At 59.7% G+C, this 21,890-nt stretch carries 18 protein-coding genes; all 18 read left to right on the top strand.

Features of this window, described 5'->3' with window-relative positions; translation table 11 throughout:
- Positions 1-5: 5 nt before the first annotated feature.
- Positions 6-1,115, top strand: a complete 1,110-nt coding sequence (locus tag AC3WN7_RS24295) for a flagellar basal body P-ring protein FlgI (RefSeq protein WP_095963833.1) — start codon at positions 6-8, stop codon at positions 1,113-1,115.
- 11 nt (positions 1,116-1,126) lie between these two features.
- A complete protein-coding gene (gene flgJ, locus AC3WN7_RS24290; protein ID WP_102674978.1) occupies positions 1,127-2,413 on the top strand; it encodes a flagellar assembly peptidoglycan hydrolase FlgJ in 1,287 nt (428 codons plus the stop codon).
- Between the two features lie 23 nt (positions 2,414-2,436).
- On the top strand, positions 2,437-4,461 hold the full coding sequence (gene flgK / locus AC3WN7_RS24285; protein WP_102674977.1) for a flagellar hook-associated protein FlgK: 2,025 nt from the start codon (positions 2,437-2,439) through the stop codon (positions 4,459-4,461).
- A gap of 14 nt (positions 4,462-4,475) precedes the next feature.
- Complete coding sequence (locus AC3WN7_RS24280) at positions 4,476-6,065, top strand: flagellar hook-associated protein 3 (protein WP_102674976.1); 1,590 nt, start codon at positions 4,476-4,478, stop codon at positions 6,063-6,065.
- Between the two features lie 350 nt (positions 6,066-6,415).
- Positions 6,416-7,342 carry a ketoacyl-ACP synthase III gene (locus tag AC3WN7_RS24275; RefSeq protein WP_095963837.1) on the top strand — a complete coding sequence of 309 codons (927 nt, stop codon included), beginning with the start codon at positions 6,416-6,418 and terminating at the stop codon, positions 7,340-7,342.
- 241 nt (positions 7,343-7,583) lie between these two features.
- On the top strand, positions 7,584-9,296 hold the full coding sequence (locus AC3WN7_RS24270) for a flagellin N-terminal helical domain-containing protein (RefSeq protein WP_102674975.1): 1,713 nt from the start codon (positions 7,584-7,586) through the stop codon (positions 9,294-9,296).
- Positions 9,297-9,369: 73 nt separating this feature from the next.
- Entirely contained in the window at positions 9,370-9,714 is a 345-nt protein-coding gene (locus tag AC3WN7_RS24265; RefSeq protein WP_102674974.1) for a flagellar protein FlaG, read from the top strand.
- A gap of 81 nt (positions 9,715-9,795) precedes the next feature.
- Positions 9,796-11,160: a flagellar filament capping protein FliD gene (gene fliD, locus AC3WN7_RS24260; protein ID WP_102674973.1), complete on the top strand. Its 1,365-nt coding sequence runs from the start codon at positions 9,796-9,798 to the stop codon at positions 11,158-11,160.
- Between the two features lie 109 nt (positions 11,161-11,269).
- Complete coding sequence (fliS, locus tag AC3WN7_RS24255; RefSeq protein WP_102674972.1) at positions 11,270-11,659, top strand: flagellar export chaperone FliS; 390 nt, start codon at positions 11,270-11,272, stop codon at positions 11,657-11,659.
- A gap of 24 nt (positions 11,660-11,683) precedes the next feature.
- Positions 11,684-11,980 carry a flagellar protein FliT gene (gene fliT / locus AC3WN7_RS24250; RefSeq protein WP_102674971.1) on the top strand — a complete coding sequence of 99 codons (297 nt, stop codon included), beginning with the start codon at positions 11,684-11,686 and terminating at the stop codon, positions 11,978-11,980.
- Positions 11,981-12,152: 172 nt separating this feature from the next.
- Positions 12,153-13,628, top strand: coding sequence for a sigma-54 dependent transcriptional regulator (locus AC3WN7_RS24245; protein ID WP_095963843.1), 1,476 nt, complete (start codon positions 12,153-12,155; stop codon positions 13,626-13,628).
- 128 nt (positions 13,629-13,756) lie between these two features.
- Entirely contained in the window at positions 13,757-14,962 is a 1,206-nt protein-coding gene (locus AC3WN7_RS24240) for a sensor histidine kinase (protein WP_173862119.1), read from the top strand.
- A 5-nt stretch (positions 14,963-14,967) separates the two neighbouring features.
- Positions 14,968-16,347, top strand: a complete 1,380-nt coding sequence (gene fleR, locus AC3WN7_RS24235) for a sigma-54-dependent response regulator transcription factor FleR (RefSeq protein WP_102674969.1) — start codon at positions 14,968-14,970, stop codon at positions 16,345-16,347.
- 245 nt (positions 16,348-16,592) lie between these two features.
- Positions 16,593-16,919, top strand: coding sequence for a flagellar hook-basal body complex protein FliE (fliE, locus tag AC3WN7_RS24230; protein WP_102674967.1), 327 nt, complete (start codon positions 16,593-16,595; stop codon positions 16,917-16,919).
- A 16-nt stretch (positions 16,920-16,935) separates the two neighbouring features.
- Positions 16,936-18,723 (top strand): flagellar basal-body MS-ring/collar protein FliF, encoded by a 1,788-nt coding sequence (fliF, locus tag AC3WN7_RS24225; protein ID WP_095963846.1) that lies wholly within the window; start codon positions 16,936-16,938, stop codon positions 18,721-18,723.
- Complete coding sequence (gene fliG / locus AC3WN7_RS24220; RefSeq protein ID WP_095963847.1) at positions 18,716-19,735, top strand: flagellar motor switch protein FliG; 1,020 nt, start codon at positions 18,716-18,718, stop codon at positions 19,733-19,735. Before fliF ends, fliG begins: the two co-directional genes overlap by 8 nt.
- A gap of 4 nt (positions 19,736-19,739) precedes the next feature.
- Positions 19,740-20,537: a flagellar assembly protein FliH gene (gene fliH / locus AC3WN7_RS24215; protein ID WP_102674966.1), complete on the top strand. Its 798-nt coding sequence runs from the start codon at positions 19,740-19,742 to the stop codon at positions 20,535-20,537.
- Complete coding sequence (gene fliI / locus AC3WN7_RS24210) at positions 20,527-21,885, top strand: flagellar protein export ATPase FliI (RefSeq protein ID WP_102674965.1); 1,359 nt, start codon at positions 20,527-20,529, stop codon at positions 21,883-21,885. Before fliH ends, fliI begins: the two co-directional genes overlap by 11 nt.
- The last annotated feature ends 5 nt before the right edge of the window (positions 21,886-21,890 follow it).

The following is a 21,890-nucleotide window of genomic DNA, read 5'->3' as shown; positions in this document are numbered from 1 at the left end:
TGAGCATGTTGAACTTCAAACACCTTATGGTGGCCGCCCTGATGCTGTCGGCAGCCTTCAATGCTCAAGCCGAGCGCCTCAAGGACATCGCCAGCATTTCCGGCGTGCGTTCCAACCAGTTGATCGGCTACGGCCTGGTGGTCGGGCTTAACGGCACCGGCGACCAGACGACGCAGACACCGTTCACCCTGCAGACCTTCAACAACATGCTCTCGCAGTTCGGCATCAAGGTGCCGCCGGGTTCGGGCAACGTGCAGCTGAAGAACGTGGCGGCCGTGTCGATCAGCGCCGACCTGCCGGCGTTTGCCAAGCCGGGTCAGCAGGTCGACATCACTGTTTCCTCCATCGGCAACTCCAAGAGCTTGCGCGGCGGCACTTTGCTGCTGACGCCACTCAAGGGGATCGACGGCAACGTCTATGCGGTGGCCCAGGGCAACCTGGTGGTCGGCGGTTTCGATGCGGAAGGGCGCGATGGCTCGAAGATCACCGTCAACGTTCCGTCGGCCGGTCGCATCCCAGGCGGTGCCTCGGTTGAGCGCGCGGTGCCGAGCGGTTTCAACCAGGGCAACAGCCTGACGCTGAACCTCAACCGTTCCGACTTCACCACGGCCAAGCGCATCGTCGACAAGATCAACAACATGCTCGGCCCCGGCGTGGCCCAGGCCATCGACGGCGGTTCGATTCGCGTCACCGCGCCGCTCGATCCAAGCCAGCGGGTCGACTACCTGTCGATCCTGGAAAACCTCGAGATCGATCCGGGCCAGGCGGTGGCGAAAGTCATCATCAACTCCCGTACCGGCACCATAGTGATCGGCCAGAACGTCAAGGTTTCTCCGGCCGCCGTGACCCACGGCAGCCTGACCGTGACCATCACCGAAGACCCGATCGTCAGTCAGCCCGGCCCTCTGTCCAACGGCACGACGGCGGTGGTGCCGCGTTCGAAGGTCAATGCCCAGCAGGAAGCCAAGCCGATGTTCAAGTTCGGCCCTGGCACCACCCTCGACGAGATCGTGCGGGCGGTGAATCAGGTCGGCGCGGCACCGGGTGACCTGATGGCCATCCTCGAAGCGCTGAAGCAGGCCGGCGCCCTGCAAGCCGACCTGATCGTGATCTGAGGACGGCCATCGTGGATATGCGCAAGAGCGGTCTGGTCAGCAGCAGCGATTCGGGTTCCTACTCGGACCTCAATCGTCTGAATCAGCTCAAGGTCGGCGACAAGAACAGCGACGGCAACCTGCGCAAGGTGGCTCAGGAGTTCGAGTCGCTGTTCATCGGGGAAATGCTCAAGTCCATGCGTTCGGCCACTGACGCGCTGGGCCAGGACAATCCGATGAACACCCCGGCGGCCAAGCAATATCAGGAAATGTACGACCAGCAACTGGCCGTTTCCATGTCCCGCGAGGGCGGTGGTATCGGCCTGGCTGACGTGCTGATGCGCCAGATGTCGAAGAACAAACCGCTGGCGCCGGGTGAAGCCGCCGCCGCGTCTCTGGCCAGGCAAGAGGCCGCGAAAGCAGCCGTGCAAACGCCGGTGGCGGCCGGCACGGTGGCCATCAACGGACCGCTGTCGCGGGTCAATGGCCAGCGTCCGTTGTGGGCTTCGCGCTCGGTCCATGCGCCGCAGGAGGCGGGTGAGGGTGGTCATCGCAATGACATGGCGCTGATCAATCAGCGACGCCTGGCATTGCCGCCGAAGCTGGCTGATCGTCTGTTGGCAGGGCTGGTGCCTTCGGCGACGCCCGCTGCCACGACGATCAACAAGACCCCGTTGCCTGAGCGCGCGACAAACACCGGTACGGGACCGCTGTACAACGGTGACTGGCTGGCGACTGCGCAGCAATCCTCCTCTGGCGGCATGCAGATCTACGGTCGCGCCATGGCGCAGATTCCTCTGGCGCCAGCGAAGAAAGCCTTCGGTTCCGCCGACCAGTTCGTCAACACCATGTTGCCGATGGCCAGGGAAGCAGCGGCGCGGATTGGTGTCGATCCGCGTTACCTGGTGGCCCAGGCGGCCCTGGAAACCGGCTGGGGCAAGTCGGTCATGCGTGCTCAGGACGGCAGCAGCAGTCACAACCTGTTCGGCATCAAGGCCGGCAACAGTTGGCAGGGCAATTCGGCGCGAGCGATCACCAGCGAATTCCGAAACGGGCAGATGGTCAAGGAGACGGCCGAGTTCCGTTCCTACGACTCCTACAAGGACAGTTTCCATGACCTTGTAACTTTGCTGCAGACCAATAATCGCTATCAAGATGTCGTGAAGTCGGCCGATAACCCGGAACAGTTTGTACGCGAGTTGCAGAAGGCCGGTTACGCAACCGACCCGAACTACGCGAGCAAGATTTCGCAGATAGCCAAGCAGATGACGAGTTACCAGAACTACGCTGCGGCGGGCGTTTCCACTACGCCTTTATAGGCACAAGGTATAAGGTCTGAAACATGAGTTTGCTCAATATCGGGATGTCGGGGCTGAACGCCAGTCAAGTGTCGTTGGCGACTGTCGGCAACAACATTGCCAACGCCAACACGGCCGGCTACTCACGTCAGCAAACCATTCAGGGCAGTAATTCCTCGCACCTGAGCGGTGGCGTGTTTATCGGTAGCGGTACGACCCTGGCCGATGTGCGTCGGGTCTATAACGCTTATCTCGATAACCAACTGCAAACCAGCACCTCGCTGAGCAACGATGCCAATGCCTACCTTGATCAGGTGAATCCGCTCGACAAGCTCTTCTCCGACAAGACCACGGGGATCAGTGCGGTGTTGAGCAGCTTCTTCTCCTCGGTCCAGACATCCGCCGGTACACCGAGCGACACGGCCGCCCGGCAACTGCTGCTGACCAATGCGCAAACACTGAGTAATCGCTTCAACGCCCTGGCGTCGCAGATGACGCAACAGAACGAAGGGATCAACAGTCAGTTGACGACCTTGACCGGGCAGGTCAACCAACTGACGTCTTCGATTGCCTCGTTGAACCAGCAGATTTCCCAGGCCAGCACCTCGACAGGTAGTGGCCCGAGCAACTTGCTCGATGCGCGAAATGAAGCGGTTCGCTCACTCAATGAACTGGTCGGCGTCACGGTCCAGGAGCAAAACGGTAGTTACAACATCTCCCTGGGGAACGGCCAGACCCTGGTGTTGGGCAACACATCGAACACCCTTTCGACCGCCCGAACCGGGATCGACAAAAGCCAGCTGAATATTCAGGTCAACTCGCCGTCTTCAAACAGTGACATCACCTCTGTCATCAGCGGCGGCAAGATTGGCGGCCTGCTGCGTTATCGCGAAGACGTACTGGTGCCAGCGCAGAACGACCTGGGCCGCACAGCCCTGGTGATGGCCGACAAGATCAATAGTCAGTTGGGGCAAGGGCTGGATGCCAATGGCGAGTTTGGTGCTTCGCTGTTTTCCAACATCAACAGTGCGACCGCGATCAGCCAGCGCAGCCTGGCGTCGTCGAACAACAGTACCGGCTCGGGCAATCTGAATGTCACGATCACCAATTCCAGTGCGCTGACTACCTTCGATTATTCGGTCACCTTTACCGCTGCCGACAAGTACACAGTCAAGCGTTCCGACGGCAAGGATATGGGCGCTTTCGATCTGTCGCCGGCAGCCGAAATCGATGGTTTCAAGCTTGATCTGAATGGCGGCGCCCTCCAGGCCGGCGACACGTTCAAGGTGACGCCGACCCGCAACGCCGCGAGTTCCATCACCACCCAGATGACCGACTCGAACAAGCTCGCGTTTGCCGGCCCGCTGGTTGCGACCGGCAGCACGAGCAATGGCGGAACCGGTGCATTGACCCCTCCGGCGCTGTCCACTCCGTTGGATATCTATGGCGGTGCCGATCTGGCCACCCTGCAGGCGGGCATCAAGGATTCCACGCCGGTGACGCTGGCCTTCAAGGAGGCGGCGGGCGGCAGTCAAGCCTATGAAGTATTCAACTCGAAAGGGCAGAGCATCGGCACGGGCACCATCGTCCCCGGCCAAAGCAATGACCTGACCATCAATGTGCCGATGCTCGACGCCTCAGGCGCGCCGATCCCGGGCAAGTCGTTTTCTTTCAACACGACGGTCAGTGGCTCGCCGTCGAAGAATGACAAGTACGAAGTCGCGTTCAACGTCGACGGCAAGAAGGACAACAGCAACGCCAACCAACTGTTGGCGCTGCAAACCAAGGCGACGGTGGGTGTGACGGGCGGCAACGCCGGGATGAGCCTGACCACCTCCTACAGCCGTCTGGTCGAACAGGTGGGCGCCAAGGCCAGCCAGGCCCTGGGTGACAGCACCGCCAGTGGCGCGATTCTGTCCCGGGCCAAATCCGAAGTCGCGTCGGTGTCCCAGGTCAACCTGGACGATGAAGCCGCCGACCTGGTCAAGTTTCAGCAGTACTACACCGCGTCGTCGCAGATTATCAAGGCCGCGCAAGAAACGTTCAGCACGCTGATCAACAGTCTTTAAGGGAGTCTTCGACGATGCGAATTTCTACAGCCCAGTACTTTGAGGCAAGTGCGGCCAAGTACCAGAACAACTTCTCCTCGATTGTGAAGACTCAGGAGCAGATCACTTCGGGCGTGCGGATTCAGAGTGCCGGTGATGATCCTGTGGGGGCTGCGCAGTTGCTGATGTTGCAGCAGCAGAGGGAGATGTTGGGGCAGTACAGCAACAACATGGGCAGTATCAAGAATTCGCTGATGAACGAAGAGAGTGTACTCGATGCCGTCAATACGGCATTGCAGCGTGCTCGCGAGTTGGCCCTGAGTGCCGGTGATGGCAGCAAGAGCGACGCGGACCGCCAGTCGATTGCCGAAGAGTTGGGTGAGATTGAAGCCAACGTGTTGAGTTTGCTCAACAGCAAGGATTCGGCAGGCAATTACATGTTCTCCGGCTCGAAAACCTCGACGCCGCCTTACGTGCGCAACAACGACGGCACCTACTCTTATCAGGGTGACGATACCCAGTTGAGTCTGCAGGTGTCGGATACCTTGTCCATTGCCACCAATGACACCGGTAAAAGTGTCCTCGAATCGGCGATCAACTCTGGACGTACCCAGGCCGTACTCGATCCGTCGAAACCTAACGACGGGACTGTTTCGGTATCTGCAGGGTTGTTGAAATCGAGCGCGGCGTACACCAAGAACTTTGCTGCCGGAGAGCCCTACGAACTGAAGTTCGTGGACAGTACGCACTACACCATCGCGGATAAAGACGGTAATGACGTCACTGCCGAGGTGTCTGGTAACGGTACTTTCGATTCGAAGAAAGAAGGTGGATCGACCATCAGTCTGCGCGGTGTGGAGTTCGATATCACTCTGCGACTCAAAGCACCTGTCGATCCGGTGACCAACCTGCCAATGACGCCTGACGCAGAGGTCAAGGACCATATTTTCTCATTGGGCACCAAGCCCGACACCTTCAATGCTTCCCGGACCCCGAGCAATGGTTCAACGGCGCAGATCACGGGTTCTGGTGTGACTGACCAGGCCGCCTACGTCAGCGGATTCCCCAACAGTGGCGTGGTCATAAAATTTACCGACGCCACCAATTACAAAGTGTATGCCCAGCCTATGGGGGCAGACAGCAAGTCGATCGCCGATGGTGTGTTGGCGGGGGGATCTATCATGGTAGCGGGTGTGAAGCTTGATTTCACCGGAGCCCCAGGGGCGGACGATCAGTTCGTGGTGGGTGCCAGCAGCCATCAGACCCAGAGTGCCCTCGACACATTGAGTCAATTGCGCCAGACGCTGGAAACGCCTTCTGATGGCAACGACCTGGCTCAGATCAAGCTCAAGGATGCATTGAATTCGGCTGTCAGCAACCTGGCCAATGCCAGCGAACAGGTCCTGACAGTGCGTGGAGCGATAGGCGCGCGTCTGAATTCGGTTGATATCCAGACCTCGGAAAACATTAGTCTGGGGCTTTCGAACAACAGTACCCAGGCCGCTATTGGTAACACCGATGTGGCGACTGCCTCCATTGATCTGGCGTTTCAGCAATCCTTGCTGCAAGCCTCGCAACTGGCATTCGTCAAGATTGCCCAGTTGAGCCTGTTCAACAAGCTTTGATCCCCTTCGATTGCCGGCATCTTTGATGCCGGCAGCGCCTCGCCTGTCCGTAATTTGCTTTTCGACTCACTCACTGGTGTATTTTTCGTCATCCTCCAGGCGGATGATCGCTTGTTTGTGGCTGGATGTTTTGCGCAAGGCACGCATAATGCGTGACCTGCGAGTCATGAAGTGCATCTTCACTGTATTGTGTCAAAAAGGATGGGCAGGGGGTCGCCCCTTGCCAGGCGTGTTTTCAGGGTTTCTGGAGCGTCTGTGCCGTATTTTTTTCGCTCGGTGAAATCCAGTATTGTCGTACCGCTCGGTCATGCGAGCGGTGATCTCCAGCTATCTAGTATTGGGAAGCCACAATGATTGGCATAAAAAGCATTGCCAGCTACGTGCCAGCGAGTGGGCTGGATAACTATGCGCAGGGTGCGAAGTTCGAGAAGGATGAAGAGTTCATCCTCGGGAAAATCGGTTCGGCGTTCCTGCCGCGCAAGGATGCTGATCAGGAAACCTCCGACCTGTGTGTCGAAGCGGCCAATGCGTTGTTCGCCAACAACCCTCAGCTCGACCGTCAATCCATCGACGTGCTGATCGTCGTCACCCAGAACGGCGACGAAGAGGGCCTGCCGCACACCTCGGCCATCGTCCAGGACAAGCTCGGCCTGTCGACCAATGTCGCCGCTTTCGACATCTCCCTGGGTTGCTCCGGTTACGTCTACGGCATCTATGCGATCAAGGGTTTCATGGAAGCTGCCGGGTTGAAGAATGGCCTGCTGATCACCGCAGACCCGTATTCGAAGATCGTCGACCCGGAAGACCGCAACACCACCATGCTGTTCGGCGATGCCGCCACCGCCACCTGGATGGGTGAAGATGCAGTCTGGCAGCTGGGCAAGGCCAAGTTCGGCACCGACGGCTCCGGCGCTCCGCATCTGAAGGTGACCGACGGCGTGTTCTTCATGAACGGACGCCAGGTGTTCAACTTCGCCTTGCTCAAGGTACCGGCGCATTTGCATGAATTGCTCAATCAGTCAGGTCTTACGTCCCAGGACATCGATGCCTTCTGCATTCACCAGGGCAGCGCGGCCATCGTCGATGCAGTGGCACGTCGATTTGAAAACGAGCCGGAGAAGTTCATCAAGGACATGGTCGAGACCGGCAATACCGTCTCTTCGAGCATCCCCTTGCTGCTGGAAAAGCACATGTTCGACTCCAGCTGGAAACGTGTAGCGATCAGTGGTTTCGGCGTAGGCCTGTCCTGGGGCTCGGCGCTGATCCATCGCACCTGACGCGCCAGTTTAATAACGCCAAAAAAACGCCCATGGCCGCAAGTTCATGGGCGTTTTTGCGTTCAGGTGGCTAATCCAAGCCCTTGAAAACACAAGGGGTGGCACGGTGCTAGCAAAAAAAATGAAAAAAGCCCTCAAGCAACCTGCTTTCACGACGATAACCATTACGAAGGTTCTCTAGGCCATACCCGGCGGTTGCCAGGGCCGGAAGCCGCAGCACCCAACCAACGAGGAATTCGTCATGGCTTTATCTGTTAATACCAACATCACCTCCCTGGGCGTTCAGAAAAACCTGAACAAGGCTTCCGATGCCCTGAGCAACTCGATGAACCGTCTGTCTTCCGGCCTGAAAATCAACAGCGCCAAGGACGACGCAGCTGGCATGCAGATCGCCAACCGTCTGGGCAACCAGGTTAAAGGCTTGAACGTTGCCATCGCCAACGCCAACAACGGTGTATCGATCGCGCAGACCGCTGAAGGCGCGATGCAAGAATCCACCAACCTGCTGCAACGTCTGCGTGAGCTGGCCCTGCAGTCTGCGAACGGTGATAAAAGCGACGCTGACCGTGTTTCCCTGCAGCAGGAATTCACCGCCAAAGTGGGTGAGCTGACCCGTATTTCCAACACCACCACCTTCGGTGGCCGTAACCTGCTGGACGGTTCGTTCAGCAACGTAGGTTTCCAGATCGGCGCCAACGCCAACGAAACCATTTCGTTTGGCATGACCGACATCAGCGCTACTGGCCTGAAAGGTACCTACAGCGAAGCGAGCGTTAACAGCACTGCATTGGCTGGCTTGAGCGCTACCGCAACTGGTTCGGTTCTGGATAAAAAAGCTACCGTAACAGGTGCCGCGAACACTGCCACTCTTGCTACTGACGCGTTCACTATCAATGGTGTGGAGATCACTCTGACTGGTGCTGCTATTGGTGCTCCTGCAGGTGCGGATGGTGTGGCCGCAATTAACGCAAAAACTGCCCAAACCGGCGTTACAGCGACTGCCGGTGCTGGCGGCGTCCTGACCTTGACTTCGAAGTCGGACTTCACTCTTGGTGCTTCTTCTAACGGTGCTGCCACTGATGGTTTGGCCAGCCTGGGCTTGACGGCGGCTACGACTACTGCGGCAACTAAAACAAACGCGACCACCATGGATGCTGTTGGTGGTATCACGGTAAATGGCGCGGCAGTGTCGTGGACCGCAACCGACACACTGGGAACTGTCCTGACCGCTATTGCTGCACAGGCAGGCACGGGCGCTACAGCCGCTATCGTTGACGGCCGTGTGAAAGTGACCTCGGGTGACGGCGAAGACATCAAGCTGGCCAACACCGCTAGCGGCTCGCTGTCCCAGCTGGGTCTGTCGGCTGGCACTTCCCAGGCCAAGCTGACTGCTGATACTTCCATCGACCTGAACGGCGTAGAAGTTAAGTTCAAGAAAGGCGACACCAGCGACGCGATCGTTGCGTCGATCAACAGCGCCAGCACCGGCGTGAACGCCAGCAAAAACGCTGACGGCACCCTGAATCTGTTCGCTGACAAAGACATCACCGTCAAGGACGGCAGCGCGGGTACCGGTCTGGCCGCGCTGGGTCTGACCACTGTTTCCGCTGCTGGTACCAAGGCTGCAGTGACCATGGAAACCACCGTTTCCGATCTGAGCATCCTGACCAATGCCTCTTCGCAGCAAGCAGTTCAAGCTCTCGACGGCGCCCTGCAGCAGATCGACAGCCAGCGCTCCCAGCTGGGTGCGGTACAAAACCGTTTCGCCAGCACCGTGGCCAACCTGCAGAGCATTTCGCAGAACTCCACCGCCGCCAAAGGCCGTGTAGAAGACGCTGACTTCGCTTCTGAAGCGGCTGAGCTGACCAAGCAACAAACTCTGCAACAGGCTTCCACCGCGATCCTGTCCCAGGCCAACCAACTGCCATCCGCTGTTCTGAAGCTGCTTCAGTAATCTCGGTATCGGTTGAATAACGGAAGGGCGCGTTTACGTGCCCTTTCGTTTTTTTCAGTTTTGAGGTGATGACATGGACATGAGCATTAAGCTGAACGCGCATTACCCTGCCGGTACAACCCAGGCCACCAATGCCTCTGCCACTCAGGCGCCGCCTGTGGTTAAGAAAGAGCCGGCGGCGGCTGAAGAAAGCCAACGTGTGGCACTGGAAAAAGCGGTAACCGATATTCGCGAGTTCATTCAATCGACTCAGCGCAACCTCGACTTCTCCATCGATGACTCGACCGGCATGGTCGTGGTCAAGGTGGTTGCCACGGAAAGTGGCGAAGTGATCCGACAGATTCCATCAGAGACGGCGCTCAAGCTGGCGCAAAACCTGAGTGATGCCAGCAGCCTGTTGTTCGATTCCAAGGCCTGAGCTGGCATGAAATGTGTTTCTGGCTGCAGCTACGGCAGTATTCGCCAATAAAGCGGCAGCCACAGGACAAGGAGAATACCCATGGCGAGTTCAACGATTTCCGGCCCCGGTTCGGGCTACGACACCCAAGCCATCGTCAAGGCATTGGTAGGGGCTGAAAAGGCGCCTAAACAAGCGCAGATCACCAGTCAGCAAAAAGACACGACCATCCAGTTGTCGGGCGTCGGCTCGGTGAAAAGCGCGCTGGAAGCCTACCGGGCGGCAATCGCGAAGTTGAACAACGTGGCCGCGTTCAACGGCCTGGCTGCTACCTCGTCCGAAGAAAAGAACGTCAAGGTCACCCTGGGCGATGGCGCCTCCAGTGGCAAGTACGTGGTGGTCGTCAACGATCTGGCGACATCGTCGAAAGTCACCAGCAAGGTGTTCGAAGGTGGGGCTTCGGGTTCTGCCAACTCCACCGATGAAGCCCAGACACTGACCATCACCCAGTCGGGCAAGAGCTACGACGTGCTGGTGCCTGGCGGCGCAACCCTGCAAGAAGTGCGTGAGTCGATCAATACCCAGCTCTCGGCCCAGGGTATCAGCGCCAACGTCTTGAGCGATGCGAACGGCGCGCGCCTGGTGATCGGCTCGAATACCACGGGTGTGGACACCGATATCACCCTCAGCGGTGACTCGGAACTGGCCCAGGGTTATGACAAGGGCACACCAGCGCAAAACGCCAAGTACACCATCGACGGCATCGCGATGGAGTCCACCAGCAACAAGGTCACTTCCGCCATCAGCGGGGTGTCGCTGGAGCTGTTGGCAAAGGACAAGGACAAACCGGTCACCATCAGTGTGGCGAGCAACACCGACACGCTGAAAACCTCGGTCCAGTCCTTCGTCACGGCCTACAACGCGTTGATGACCAGTATCAATACCCAGACCAAGGTCACCGCCACCGGCGACTCCGCGACCACCACCGCGGGCGCCTTGACCGGTGACGCATCGATGCGTCAGTTGGTCAACAATCTGCGCAGCGAATTGGTTAACGGTTCGGGGGCGGGTGCAATCAGCAGCCTGGCACAGGTGGGCATTACCACCGACCAGAAAACCGGTCTGCTGAGTCTGGATGACAAGGTGTGGGACAAAGCTGTGGTCAAGGGCGCCGGTGATATTGCCAAAATGTTTACCGGTGATACTGGCCTGGTGAATCGCATGACCAAGGCCACTGCCTCGTATGTCGGCACGACCGGAACGCTGGCTAGTCGTGTGACAGACCTCAACAACAAGTTGACCGATCTCACTTCCCAGCAAACAGAGCTGGATCGGCGTATGGAAAGCCTGCAGTCATCCTTGACCGCCAAGTACACGGCCATGGACACCCTGATCGCCCAGCTCAACGCCAGCAGCTCCAGCATCATGACTACCCTCAACTCGCTGAATAATCCGAAATCGGATTAATGGTGGGCGGTGACATGGGCCTGAGGGCCCGGATTAAAGTTTTACGTGACGCAGTCGACAAACTTGATATTGAAAAATGTCCGACTGCGGCCGGTAACGAGGTAGAAGCATGAATCCGATGAAAGCCCTTCGCGCGTACCAGAAGGTCAACTCCCACGCTCAGATCTCCGAGGCCAGCCCTCATCGTCTGATCCAGATGCTGTACGAGGGCGGCCTTGATCGCCTGGCCCAAGCCAAAGGTGCAATGGCTCGTGGGGATATCGCGCAAAAGTGCCTGCTGATCAGCAAGGCGATTGACATCATCACTGGCCTGCGTCAGGGCCTCCATGAAGAGAAGGCCGAAGATCCTGCCACGATTCAGCAACTGGACAGTTTGTATGAGTACATGAACTCTCAACTGCTGAAGGCAAACGTCAATAACGATCCAGAAATCATCGACGAAGTCGCCCGCCTGCTGACCACTTTGAAAAGTGGTTGGGACGCGATTGCGCCGCAATAGGCCTGATGGTCAGAGGGTGATGTCATGAGTCAAGCACTGCAGCGGATTGAAGAGACGCGCGAAGCCCTGATCGACGCCCTGGAGGCGCGCGACTGGGATGCCATTGGCGAGCTGGATACGGCTTGCCGCGAATGCGTCGACGAGGTGCTCAGTGAAGCGCCGATCGACGAAGACGCGGTGCGCAGCAATCTGGAAGGGTTGTTGGCGGTGTACAAAGATTTATTGACGGCAACGATGGGCGAGCGTCAGGCAATAGTCGATGAGATGTCGCAGATGAACCAAGCACAAAAGGCATCAAAGGTTTACCATCTGTTTGGATAATTAACCCCAAGTTAATCCAGACATGTGCGCCATAAATTTGACTGTGCACGGTTTTTTGACTTAACTAGTGGCTGGTTCCAGAATTCAGTCGTCTTCAGGCGTATCAGGCCTGCAAGCGTTTAGCTTGCCCCAGCATTTTGGGCATTGAGTTGACTAGGGAAGTTGCTATTGCATGTGGCGTGAAACCAAAATTCTGCTGATTGATGACGATAGCGTCCGCCGCCGCGACCTGGCGGTGATTTTAAATTTTCTCGGCGAAGAAAATTTACCCTGCGGTAGCCATGACTGGCAGCAGGCTGTCGGCTCTTTGTCGTCAAGTCGTGAAGTAATCTGTGTCCTGATCGGGACGGTCAATGCTCCTGGTGCACTTCTGGGCTTGCTAAAGACACTCTCGACCTGGGATGAGTTCCTTCCGGTTTTGTTAATGGGCGATAATTCTTCCATTGACCTGCCGGAAGACCAGCGTCGCCGGGTGCTTTCGACCCTCGAAATGCCGCCCAGCTACAGCAAGCTGCTCGACTCGCTGCACCGTGCCCAGGTCTATCGCGAGATGTACGACCAGGCCCGCGAGCGCGGTCGTCATCGCGAACCCAATCTTTTCCGCAGTCTTGTCGGCACCAGCCGGGCGATCCAGCACGTCCGCCAGATGATGCAGCAAGTCGCCGATACCGATGCCAGCGTGCTGATCCTCGGTGAGTCCGGTACCGGCAAGGAAGTGGTTGCGCGCAACCTGCATTACCATTCCAAGCGTCGCGAAGCGCCGTTCGTGCCGGTCAACTGCGGGGCGATCCCGGCCGAGTTGCTGGAAAGCGAATTGTTCGGTCATGAGAAGGGCGCCTTCACCGGGGCAATCACCAGCCGTGCCGGTCGATTCGAGCTGGCCAATGGCGGCACCCTGTTCCTCGATGAAATCGGTGACATGCCGCTGCCGATGCAGGTCAAGCTGCTGCGCGTATTGCAGGAGCGCACCTTCGAGCGCGTGGGCAGCAACAAGACCCAGAGCGTCGACGTGCGCATCATTGCCGCGACCCACAAGAATCTCGAGAGCATGATCGAGATTGGCACCTTCCGCGAAGACCTGTACTACCGCCTGAATGTGTTCCCGATCGAGATGGCGCCGCTGCGAGAGCGCGTCGAGGACATTCCGCTGCTGATGAACGAGCTGATCTCGCGCATGGAGCACGAGAAGCGCGGTTCGATCCGTTTCAACTCGGCGGCGATCATGTCGCTGTGCCGGCATGGCTGGCCGGGCAACGTCCGCGAACTGGCCAACCTGGTGGAGCGCATGGCGATCATGCATCCCTATGGCGTGATCGGTGTGGTCGAGTTGCCGAAGAAATTCCGCTACGTCGACGATGAAGACGAGCAAATGGTCGACAGCCTGCGCACCGATCTGGAAGAGCGCGTGGCCATCAACGGCCATACGCAGGACTTCACGGCCAGCGCCATGTTGCCGCCGGAGGGCCTGGACCTGAAGGACTACCTCGGTGGACTGGAGCAAGGGTTGATTCAGCAGGCGCTGGATGATGCCAACGGCATCGTGGCCCGCGCGGCCGAGCGTCTGCGTATTCGTCGTACCACGCTGGTGGAAAAGATGCGCAAGTACGGCATGAGTCGTCGTGATGGAGACGAACAGGCGGATGATTGACGCCTGTTTTTCAACCCATTCATTTATAAGAAGTTTTTTTTAGGCATGGGTATTGCTTTGTCCCTCGCAACGTTCCGTTTCACTGACGGTCAGCCAAGCGAGAGAGCACAATGCCCCTATCCGCCCAGATATCTCCTGCCTCAGATGCTTTTGGGGATGCTTCGCGGCAGCCGTCGTCCGTAGAGCAGGCGAGCCGTCCGGGCCTTGAGCAGGCATTCGCGCTGTTCAATCAGATGTCCAGTCAGTTGACCGATTCCTACAGCATGCTTGAAGCCCGGGTCACCGAGCTCAAGGGTGAGCTGGCGGTGGTCAGCGCTCAGCGCATGCAGGAGCTGGCGGAAAAAGAACGCCTGGCCAACCGTCTGCAAAATCTCCTTGATCTGTTACCTGGCGGTGTCATCGTCATCGACGCCCAAGGCATCGTGCGCGAAGCCAATCCGGCGGCGTGCGAGTTGCTGGGCCTGCCGCTGGAAGGTGAATTGTGGCGCCACGTCATTGCCCGCTGTTTTGCGCCGCGCGAAGACGATGGCCATGAGGTCTCCCTCAAGGATGGCCGGCGTCTGTCGATCGCCACGCGCTCGCTGGACGCCGAGCCAGGCCAGTTGGTGTTGCTCAATGACCTGACTGAAACCCGCCATCTGCAGGATCAATTGGCTCGGCATGAGCGTCTGTCGTCGTTGGGGCGCATGGTCGCTTCCCTGGCTCATCAGATACGCACGCCGCTGTCCGCCGCGTTGCTGTACGCCAGTCATTTGACCGAGCAAGCGTTGCCGGTCGCTACCCAGCAGCGCTTTGCCGGGCGTCTCAAGGAGCGCCTGCACGAGCTCGAGCATCAGGTGCGCGACATGCTGGTGTTTGCTCGTGGCGAGTTGCCGCTGACCGACCGCGTAACCCCTGGCCAACTGATGCAATCGCTGCAGGCGGCCGCACTGACCCACGTGCAGGATCTGCCGATCCGCTGGCAGTGCGACAGTCATTCGGGGGAGTTGCTGTGCAATCGCGACACCCTGGTCGGCGCGATCCTCAACCTGATCGAAAACGCCATTCAGGCCGGTGCCGGTCAATTGCGCCTGAAGATTCACCTCTATACCCGCGGCAACACCCTGCGCCTGTGTGTCAGTGACAGCGGCTCGGGTATCGATGCCGCGGTTCTGGCGCGATTGGGCGAACCTTTTTTTACCACCAAAACCACCGGAACAGGTCTTGGCCTGACCGTGGTCAAGGCAGTGGCCCGTGCGCATCAGGGAGAATTGCAGCTGCGTTCGCGGCTCGGTCGCGGCACTTGCGCGCAGGTGATCCTGCCGCTGTTCAGTAACGCTCAGGGAGCGGAGTGACAGAGATGGGCATCAAGGTTCTGTTGGTCGAAGACGACCGCGCGTTGCGCGAGGCACTGGCTGATACGCTGTTGCTCGCGGGGCACGATTACAAGGCGGTGGGCTCGGCGCAAGAGGCGCTGGCAGTTGTCGGCGGCGAGGCCTTCAGCCTGGTGATCAGCGACGTCAACATGCCAGGCATGGACGGCCACCAGTTGCTGGGCCTACTGCGAGCGCGGCAGCCGCAGTTGCCGGTGTTGCTGATGACCGCTCACGGTGCGGTCGAGCGTGCAGTCGATGCGATGCGCCAGGGGGCGGCGGACTACCTGGTCAAGCCATTCGAACCCAAGGCGTTGCTCGATCTGGTGGCGCGCCATGCCCTGGGCAGTCTTGGCCTGGCCGAGGGTGAGGGGCCGGTAGCGTTCGAGCCGGCGAGCGCGCAGTTGCTCGAGCTGGCGGCGCGGGTTGCGCGCAGTGATTCCACGGTGTTGATCTCGGGGGAGTCGGGCACGGGCAAGGAGGTGCTGGCGCGTTACATCCATCAGCATTCTCATCGGGCCAGTCAGCCGTTCATTGCGATCAACTGCGCCGCGATCCCGGACAACATGCTCGAAGCGACCTTGTTCGGTCACGAGAAGGGTTCCTTTACCGGCGCCATTGCGGCGCAAGCCGGCAAGTTCGAGCAGGCCGATGGCGGCACTCTTTTGCTCGACGAAATTTCCGAAATGCCCCTGGGGCTCCAGGCCAAATTGCTGCGCGTGCTGCAGGAGCGCGAGGTCGAGAGGGTGGGGGCGCGTAAACCGATCGCGCTGGATATTCGCGTGGTGGCGACCACCAACCGCGACCTGGCGGGTGAAGTGGCGGCGGGGCGCTTTCGCGAAGACCTCTATTATCGCCTGTCGGTGTTTCCGCTGGCCTGGCGTCCGCTGCGCGAGCGCACCGCTGACATTCTGCCGTTGGCTGAGCGTCTGTTGGCCAGGCACGTCAATAAGATGAAGCATTCGGCTGCCAGGTTGTCACCCGAGGCTCAGGCGTGCCTGATCGGTTATCCGTGGCCAGGTAACGTGCGCGAACTGGACAACGCGATTCAGCGCGCGCTGATATTGCAGCAGGGCGGTCTGATCCAGCCGCAGGACTTCTGCCTGGCCGGGCCGGTGGCCTGCGCTCCGTTGCCTGTGTCTGTTCCGGTGCGGTCTGTGGAGGTCGAGTCCGAGTCGGCCGGCGCGCTGGGGGATGACCTGCGTCGCCGTGAGTTCCAGATGATCATCGATACCCTGCGCGCCGAACGCGGTCGGCGCAAAGAGGCGGCCGAGCGCCTGGGGATCAGCCCGCGCACCCTGCGCTACAAGCTGGCGCAGATGCGCGATGCCGGCATGGATGTGGAAGCGTATCTGTTCGCCACCTGACCGCTGGCCTGCGCCTTGGCCCTGTAGGAGCGAGCTTGCTCGCGAAGGTCGTTAACGATAACGCGGGGCTTCAGGATAAACACGTCGTTCTTGGGTCCATCGCGAGCGAGCTCGCTCCTACAGAAGATCGCGAGCTGATGAAGGCGTTTTGTTCGGCGTGGCCATGGAGCTGGCACCCTTGTTGCTAACACTCACTACCCGCCGAGTGAGCGTCAAAAAATTGCGGGTCGTCAAAGAGAGAAACCATGAGCCAAGGTATTGAATTCAATCGGTTGATGCTGGATATGCGCGCCATGCAAATGGATGCCATGTCTGCGCCGAAATCGACTGCCGCCCCTGAAGTGGCGGGCAGCAGCTTTTCCGACATGCTCGGCCAGGCCGTCAATAAAGTGAACGACACCCAACAGGCTTCCACTCAGTTGGCCAGCGCCTTCGAAATCGGCAAAAGCGGCGTCGACCTGACAGACGTGATGATTTCCTCGCAGAAGGCCAGTGTGTCATTCCAGGCGTTGACCCAGGTGCGCAACAAGCTGGTTCAGGCCTACCAAGACATCATGCAGATGCCGGTTTAAAGGACGAGATTGAGTCATGGCAGAAGCAGTCGCCGATAACGTTCCGGCCAAGGCCACTCCAATAGACGGCAAACCGCCTCTGTTCGGGTTGTCCTTCCTGGAAAACCTCTCCGAGATGACCATGTTGCGTCAGGTGGGCCTGTTGGTCGGTCTGGCGGCGAGCGTGGCGATTGGTTTTGCCGTGGTGTTGTGGTCTCAACAGCCGGACTACCGGCCTCTGTACGGCAGCCTTGCCGGCATGGACGCCAAGCAGGTCATGGATACCCTGGCCTCCGCCGATATTCCGTATACCGTCGAACCCAATTCCGGTGCCTTGCTGGTCAAGGCCGAGGACCTGTCCCGTGCGCGGCTCAAACTCGCGGGCGCTGGTGTCACTCCCAGCGACGGCAACATCGGTTTTGAAATCCTCGACAAGGAACAGGGGCTGGGCACCAGCCAGTTCATGGAAGCGACCCGCTATCGTCGCGGCCTCGAAGGCGAACTGGCCCGCACCATTTCCAGCCTGAACAACGTCAAGGGTGCCCGCGTGCACCTGGCGATCCCGAAGAGTTCGGTGTTCGTGCGCGACGAGCGCAAGCCGAGCGCTTCGGTGCTGGTTGAACTCTATTCCGGTCGCTCCCTCGAGCCAGGCCAGGTCGTGGCGATCATCAACCTGGTGGCGACCAGCGTTCCCGAACTCAGCAAGTCGCAGATTACCGTCGTCGACCAGAAGGGCAACCTGCTCTCGGATCAGGCGGAGAACTCCGAGCTGACCATGGCCGGCAAGCAGTTCGACTACAGCCGTCGCATGGAAAGCATGCTCACCCAGCGCGTGCACAACATCCTGCAGCCGGTGCTGGGCAACGATCGCTATAAAGCCGAAGTGTCCGCCGACGTGGACTTCAGTGCGGTCGAGTCGACTTCAGAGCAGTTCAACCCGGATCAACCGGCGTTGCGCAGCGAGCAGTCGGTCAACGAACAACGTACCGCCAGCAATGGTCCGCAGGGCGTGCCGGGTGCCTTGAGCAACCAGCCGCCATCGCCGGCCTCCGCGCCGCAAACCACAGGCGGCACGCCGGGTGCAGCTGGCATGGTGCAGCCAGGCCAGCCACTGGTTGATGCCAATGGCCAGCAAATCATGGATCCGGCGACCGGCCAGCCGATGCTCGCCCCGTACCCGGCGGACAAGCGTCAGCAATCGACCAGGAACTTCGAACTCGACCGTTCCATCAGCCACACCAAACAGCAGCAGGGCCGGTTGAATCGCCTGTCGGTGTCGGTGGTGGTCGATGATCAGGTCAAGACCAATCCGGCCAACGGCGAAACCACCCGTGCGCCCTGGACCGCCGATGAATTGGCGCGCTTCACCCGTCTGGTGCAGGACGCCGTCGGTTTCGACGCCAGTCGTGGCGACAGTGTCAGCGTGATCAACATGCCGTTCTCCGCCGAGCGCGGTGAGGTGATTGCCGATATTCCGTTCTACTCCCAGCCGTGGTTCTGGGACATCGTCAAGCAAGTGCTGGGTGTGCTGTTCATTCTGGTGCTGGTGTTCGGTGTCCTGCGTCCGGTGCTCAACAACATCACCGGTGGCGGCACAGGCAAGCAACTGGCCGGTATCGGCAGTGATATTGAGTTGGGCGGCATGGGTGGTCTGGATGGCGAGTTGGCCAACGACCGCATCAGCCTTGGCGGCCCGCAAAGCATTCTGCTACCGAGCCCGAGCGAAGGCTATGACGCTCAGTTGAACGCAATCAAGAGTCTGGTGGCAGAAGACCCGGGTCGTGTGGCCCAGGTCGTGAAAGAGTGGATTAACGCAGATGAGTGATAACCGAGCCGTTGCCGCCAAACTGTCCAAGGTCGACAAAGCCGCGATCCTGTTGCTGTCCCTGGGCTCCACCGACGCGGCCCAGGTGCTGCGCCACATGGGCCCCAAAGAGGTTCAGCGCGTGGGCATGGCCATGGCCCAGATGGGTAATGTGCACCGCGAGCAGGTCGAGCAGGTGATGAGCGAGTTCGTCGATATCGTCGGCGACCAGACCAGCCTGGGCGTCGGTTCCGACGACTATGTGCGCAAAATGCTCACCCAGGCCCTGGGCGAAGACAAGGCCAACGGCCTGATCGACCGCATCCTGCTCGGTGGCAACACCAGTGGCCTCGACAGCCTGAAGTGGATGGAGCCGCGCGCCGTCGCCGACGTGATCCGTTATGAGCACCCGCAGATCCAGGCGATCGTGGTGGCCTACCTCGATCCGGACCAGGCCGGCGAAGTGCTCGGCAACTTCGACCACAAGGTGCGACTGGACATCATCCTGCGCGTGTCCTCGCTGAACACCGTGCAACCGGCGGCCCTGAAAGAACTCAACCAGATTCTCGAGAAGCAGTTCTCCGGCAACTCGAATGCCTCGCGCACCACCCTGGGTGGCATCAAGCGCGCGGCGGACATCATGAACTTCCTCGACAGCTCGATCGAAGGTCAGCTCATGGATTCGATCCGCGAAGTCGACGAAGACCTGTCCGGTCAGATCGAAGACCTCATGTTCGTGTTCAACAATCTGGCCGATGTCGACGACCGCGGCATCCAGGCGCTGCTGCGCGAGGTGTCCTCCGATGTGCTGGTGCTGGCCCTCAAGGGGTCGGACGAAGGGGTCAAGGAGAAGATCTTCAAGAACATGTCCAAACGTGCCGCCGAACTGTTGCGCGACGACCTGGAAGCCAAGGGCCCGGTGCGCGTCAGCGACGTGGAAACCGCGCAGAAGGAAATCCTCACCATCGCCCGCCGTATGGCCGAAGCCGGAGAAATCGTTCTCGGCGGCAAGGGCGGCGAGGAAATGATCTAACACCATGGTCAAGAATGATGAAGCACCCACTGACCTGATCCGGGCCAGGGATGTCAGTGGCTTCGATACCTGGGCGTTGCCCAGTTTCGACCCGCCGCAACCCGAGCCGGAACCTGAGCCTGAACCCGAGCCGCCGGAAATGGAGGAAGTGCCGCTGGAGGAAGTCCAGCCACTGACCCTCGAAGAACTCGAAAGCATTCGCCAGGAAGCCTACAACGAAGGTTTCGCGGTGGGTGAGAAGGAAGGTTTCCACAGCACCACGCTCAAGGTCCGCCAGGAGGCCGAAGTGGCCCTGACCGCCAAGATCAGGGCGCTGGAGCAATTGATGACGCATCTGTTCGAGCCCATCGCCGAACAGGACACCCAGATCGAAAAGTCCCTGGTCGACCTCGTGCAGCACATCACCAGACAGGTGATCCAGCGCGAACTGGCCATCGACTCGACACAGATCGAACACGTCATGCGCGAAGCGCTCAAGCTCCTGCCGCTGGGCGTGGGCAATGTGCGGCTGTACATCAATCCGCAGGATTTCGAACAGGTCAAAGCCCTGCGCGAACGCCATGAAGAAACCTGGCGCATCGTCGAAGACGAGTCGTTGTTGCCCGGCGGCTGCCGGGTCGAAACAGAGCACAGTCGCATCGACGCCACGGTGGAAACCCGCATCGCGCGGGTGATGGACAAGCTGTTCGACCAGTTGCACGAGCAGGCCCTGCACCCGGCCGCGCCAGACCTGAGCCTGGAACTGCCGGTCGACAGCAAGCCTGCTGCCGCACCAGAGCCGGATGCACCTGATGCGCCTTGAACGCACCAGCTTCGCCAGGCGCCTGGGCAGCTACGCCGAGGCCACGGAACTGGAGGGCGCACCGATCCTCGAAGGCCGTCTGCTGCGCATGGTCGGCCTGACCCTCGAAGCCGAAGGCCTGCGCGCCGCCATGGGTAGCCGCTGCATGGTCATCAATGACGACAGCTATCACCCGGTGCAGGTGGAAGCCGAGGTCATGGGCTTCTCTGGCAGCAAAGTCTTTCTGATGCCGGTCGGCAGTGTCGCCGGCATCGCACCCGGCGCCCGAGTGGTGCCGTTGGCGGACAACGGTCGCCTGCCCATGGGCATGAGCATGCTCGGAAGGGTGCTCGACGGTGCCGGTCGCGCACTGGACGGCAAGGGCGGGATGAAGGCCGAAGACTGGGTGCCGATGGACGGCCCGACCATCAACCCGCTCAAGCGCGAGCCCATCAGTGAACCGCTGGACGTGGGCATCCGTTGCATCAACGGCATATTGACGGTCGGCCGCGGCCAGCGGCTCGGCCTGTTCGCCGGTACCGGTGTCGGTAAATCGGTGTTGCTGGGGATGATGACGCGCTTTACCGAGGCCGACATTATCGTCGTCGGTCTGATCGGTGAGCGGGGTCGTGAGGTCAAGGAATTCATCGAGCACATCCTCGGTGAAGAAGGACTCAAGCGTTCAGTGGTCGTGGCGTCCCCGGCGGACGATGCGCCGCTGATGCGATTGCGCGCCGCCATGTACTGCACGCGTATCGCCGAATATTTCCGCGACAAGGGCAAGAATGTCCTGTTGCTGATGGATTCCCTGACCCGTTTTGCCCAGGCCCAGCGGGAAATCGCCCTGGCCATCGGCGAGCCACCGGCGACCAAGGGCTATCCGCCATCGGTGTTCGCCAAATTGCCGAAACTGGTGGAACGGGCCGGTAACGCAGAAAAGGGCGGCGGTTCGATCACCGCGTTCTACACCGTGCTGTCCGAAGGCGACGACCAGCAGGACCCGATTGCCGACTCGGCACGGGGTGTGCTCGACGGGCACATCGTGCTGTCCCGGCGCCTGGCCGAGGAGGGGCATTACCCGGCCATCGATATCGAAGCGTCCATCAGCCGGGTCATGCCGGCGGTGGTGTCGTCGGAGCACATGGCTCGTGCGCAATATTTCAAGCAGTTGTGGTCGCGTTATCAACAGAGTCGCGACCTGATCAGCGTCGGCGCCTATGTCGCCGGCGGCGATCGCGAGACCGACCTGGCGATTTCCCTGCAACCGCAATTGGTCAAATACCTGCGGCAGGGCCTCAACGACAGCATCAGCCTGGGTGAAAGCGAAGCGTATCTCGCCTCGATCTTCGCGCCCGCGGCGGGCGGGTAAGCGGT

This window comes from Pseudomonas sp. FW305-70, from assembly GCF_058783925.1.
Note: the sequence above shows the minus strand (reverse complement) of the source record. Positions and strands in the feature narration are given on the sequence as shown.

What these genes read in the sequence shown, in the direction of transcription:
- AC3WN7_RS24295 (WP_095963833.1), top strand. Translation starts at nt 6, where the DNA reads ATGTTGAACTTCAAACACCTTATGGTGGCCGCCCTGATGCTGTCGGCA.
- flgK (WP_102674977.1), top strand. Translation starts at nt 2,437, where the DNA reads ATGAGTTTGCTCAATATCGGGATGTCGGGGCTGAACGCCAGTCAAGTG.
- AC3WN7_RS24280 (WP_102674976.1), top strand. Translation starts at nt 4,476, where the DNA reads ATGCGAATTTCTACAGCCCAGTACTTTGAGGCAAGTGCGGCCAAGTAC.
- AC3WN7_RS24275 (WP_095963837.1), top strand. Translation starts at nt 6,416, where the DNA reads ATGATTGGCATAAAAAGCATTGCCAGCTACGTGCCAGCGAGTGGGCTG.
- AC3WN7_RS24270 (WP_102674975.1), top strand. Translation starts at nt 7,584, where the DNA reads ATGGCTTTATCTGTTAATACCAACATCACCTCCCTGGGCGTTCAGAAA.
- AC3WN7_RS24265 (WP_102674974.1), top strand. Translation starts at nt 9,370, where the DNA reads ATGGACATGAGCATTAAGCTGAACGCGCATTACCCTGCCGGTACAACC.
- fliD (WP_102674973.1), top strand. Translation starts at nt 9,796, where the DNA reads ATGGCGAGTTCAACGATTTCCGGCCCCGGTTCGGGCTACGACACCCAA.
- fliS (WP_102674972.1), top strand. Translation starts at nt 11,270, where the DNA reads ATGAATCCGATGAAAGCCCTTCGCGCGTACCAGAAGGTCAACTCCCAC.
- fliT (WP_102674971.1), top strand. Translation starts at nt 11,684, where the DNA reads ATGAGTCAAGCACTGCAGCGGATTGAAGAGACGCGCGAAGCCCTGATC.
- AC3WN7_RS24245 (WP_095963843.1), top strand. Translation starts at nt 12,153, where the DNA reads ATGTGGCGTGAAACCAAAATTCTGCTGATTGATGACGATAGCGTCCGC.
- fleR (WP_102674969.1), top strand. Translation starts at nt 14,968, where the DNA reads ATGGGCATCAAGGTTCTGTTGGTCGAAGACGACCGCGCGTTGCGCGAG.
- fliE (WP_102674967.1), top strand. Translation starts at nt 16,593, where the DNA reads ATGAGCCAAGGTATTGAATTCAATCGGTTGATGCTGGATATGCGCGCC.
- fliF (WP_095963846.1), top strand. Translation starts at nt 16,936, where the DNA reads ATGGCAGAAGCAGTCGCCGATAACGTTCCGGCCAAGGCCACTCCAATA.
- fliG (WP_095963847.1), top strand. Translation starts at nt 18,716, where the DNA reads ATGAGTGATAACCGAGCCGTTGCCGCCAAACTGTCCAAGGTCGACAAA.
- fliH (WP_102674966.1), top strand. Translation starts at nt 19,740, where the DNA reads ATGGTCAAGAATGATGAAGCACCCACTGACCTGATCCGGGCCAGGGAT.
- fliI (WP_102674965.1), top strand. Translation starts at nt 20,527, where the DNA reads ATGCGCCTTGAACGCACCAGCTTCGCCAGGCGCCTGGGCAGCTACGCC.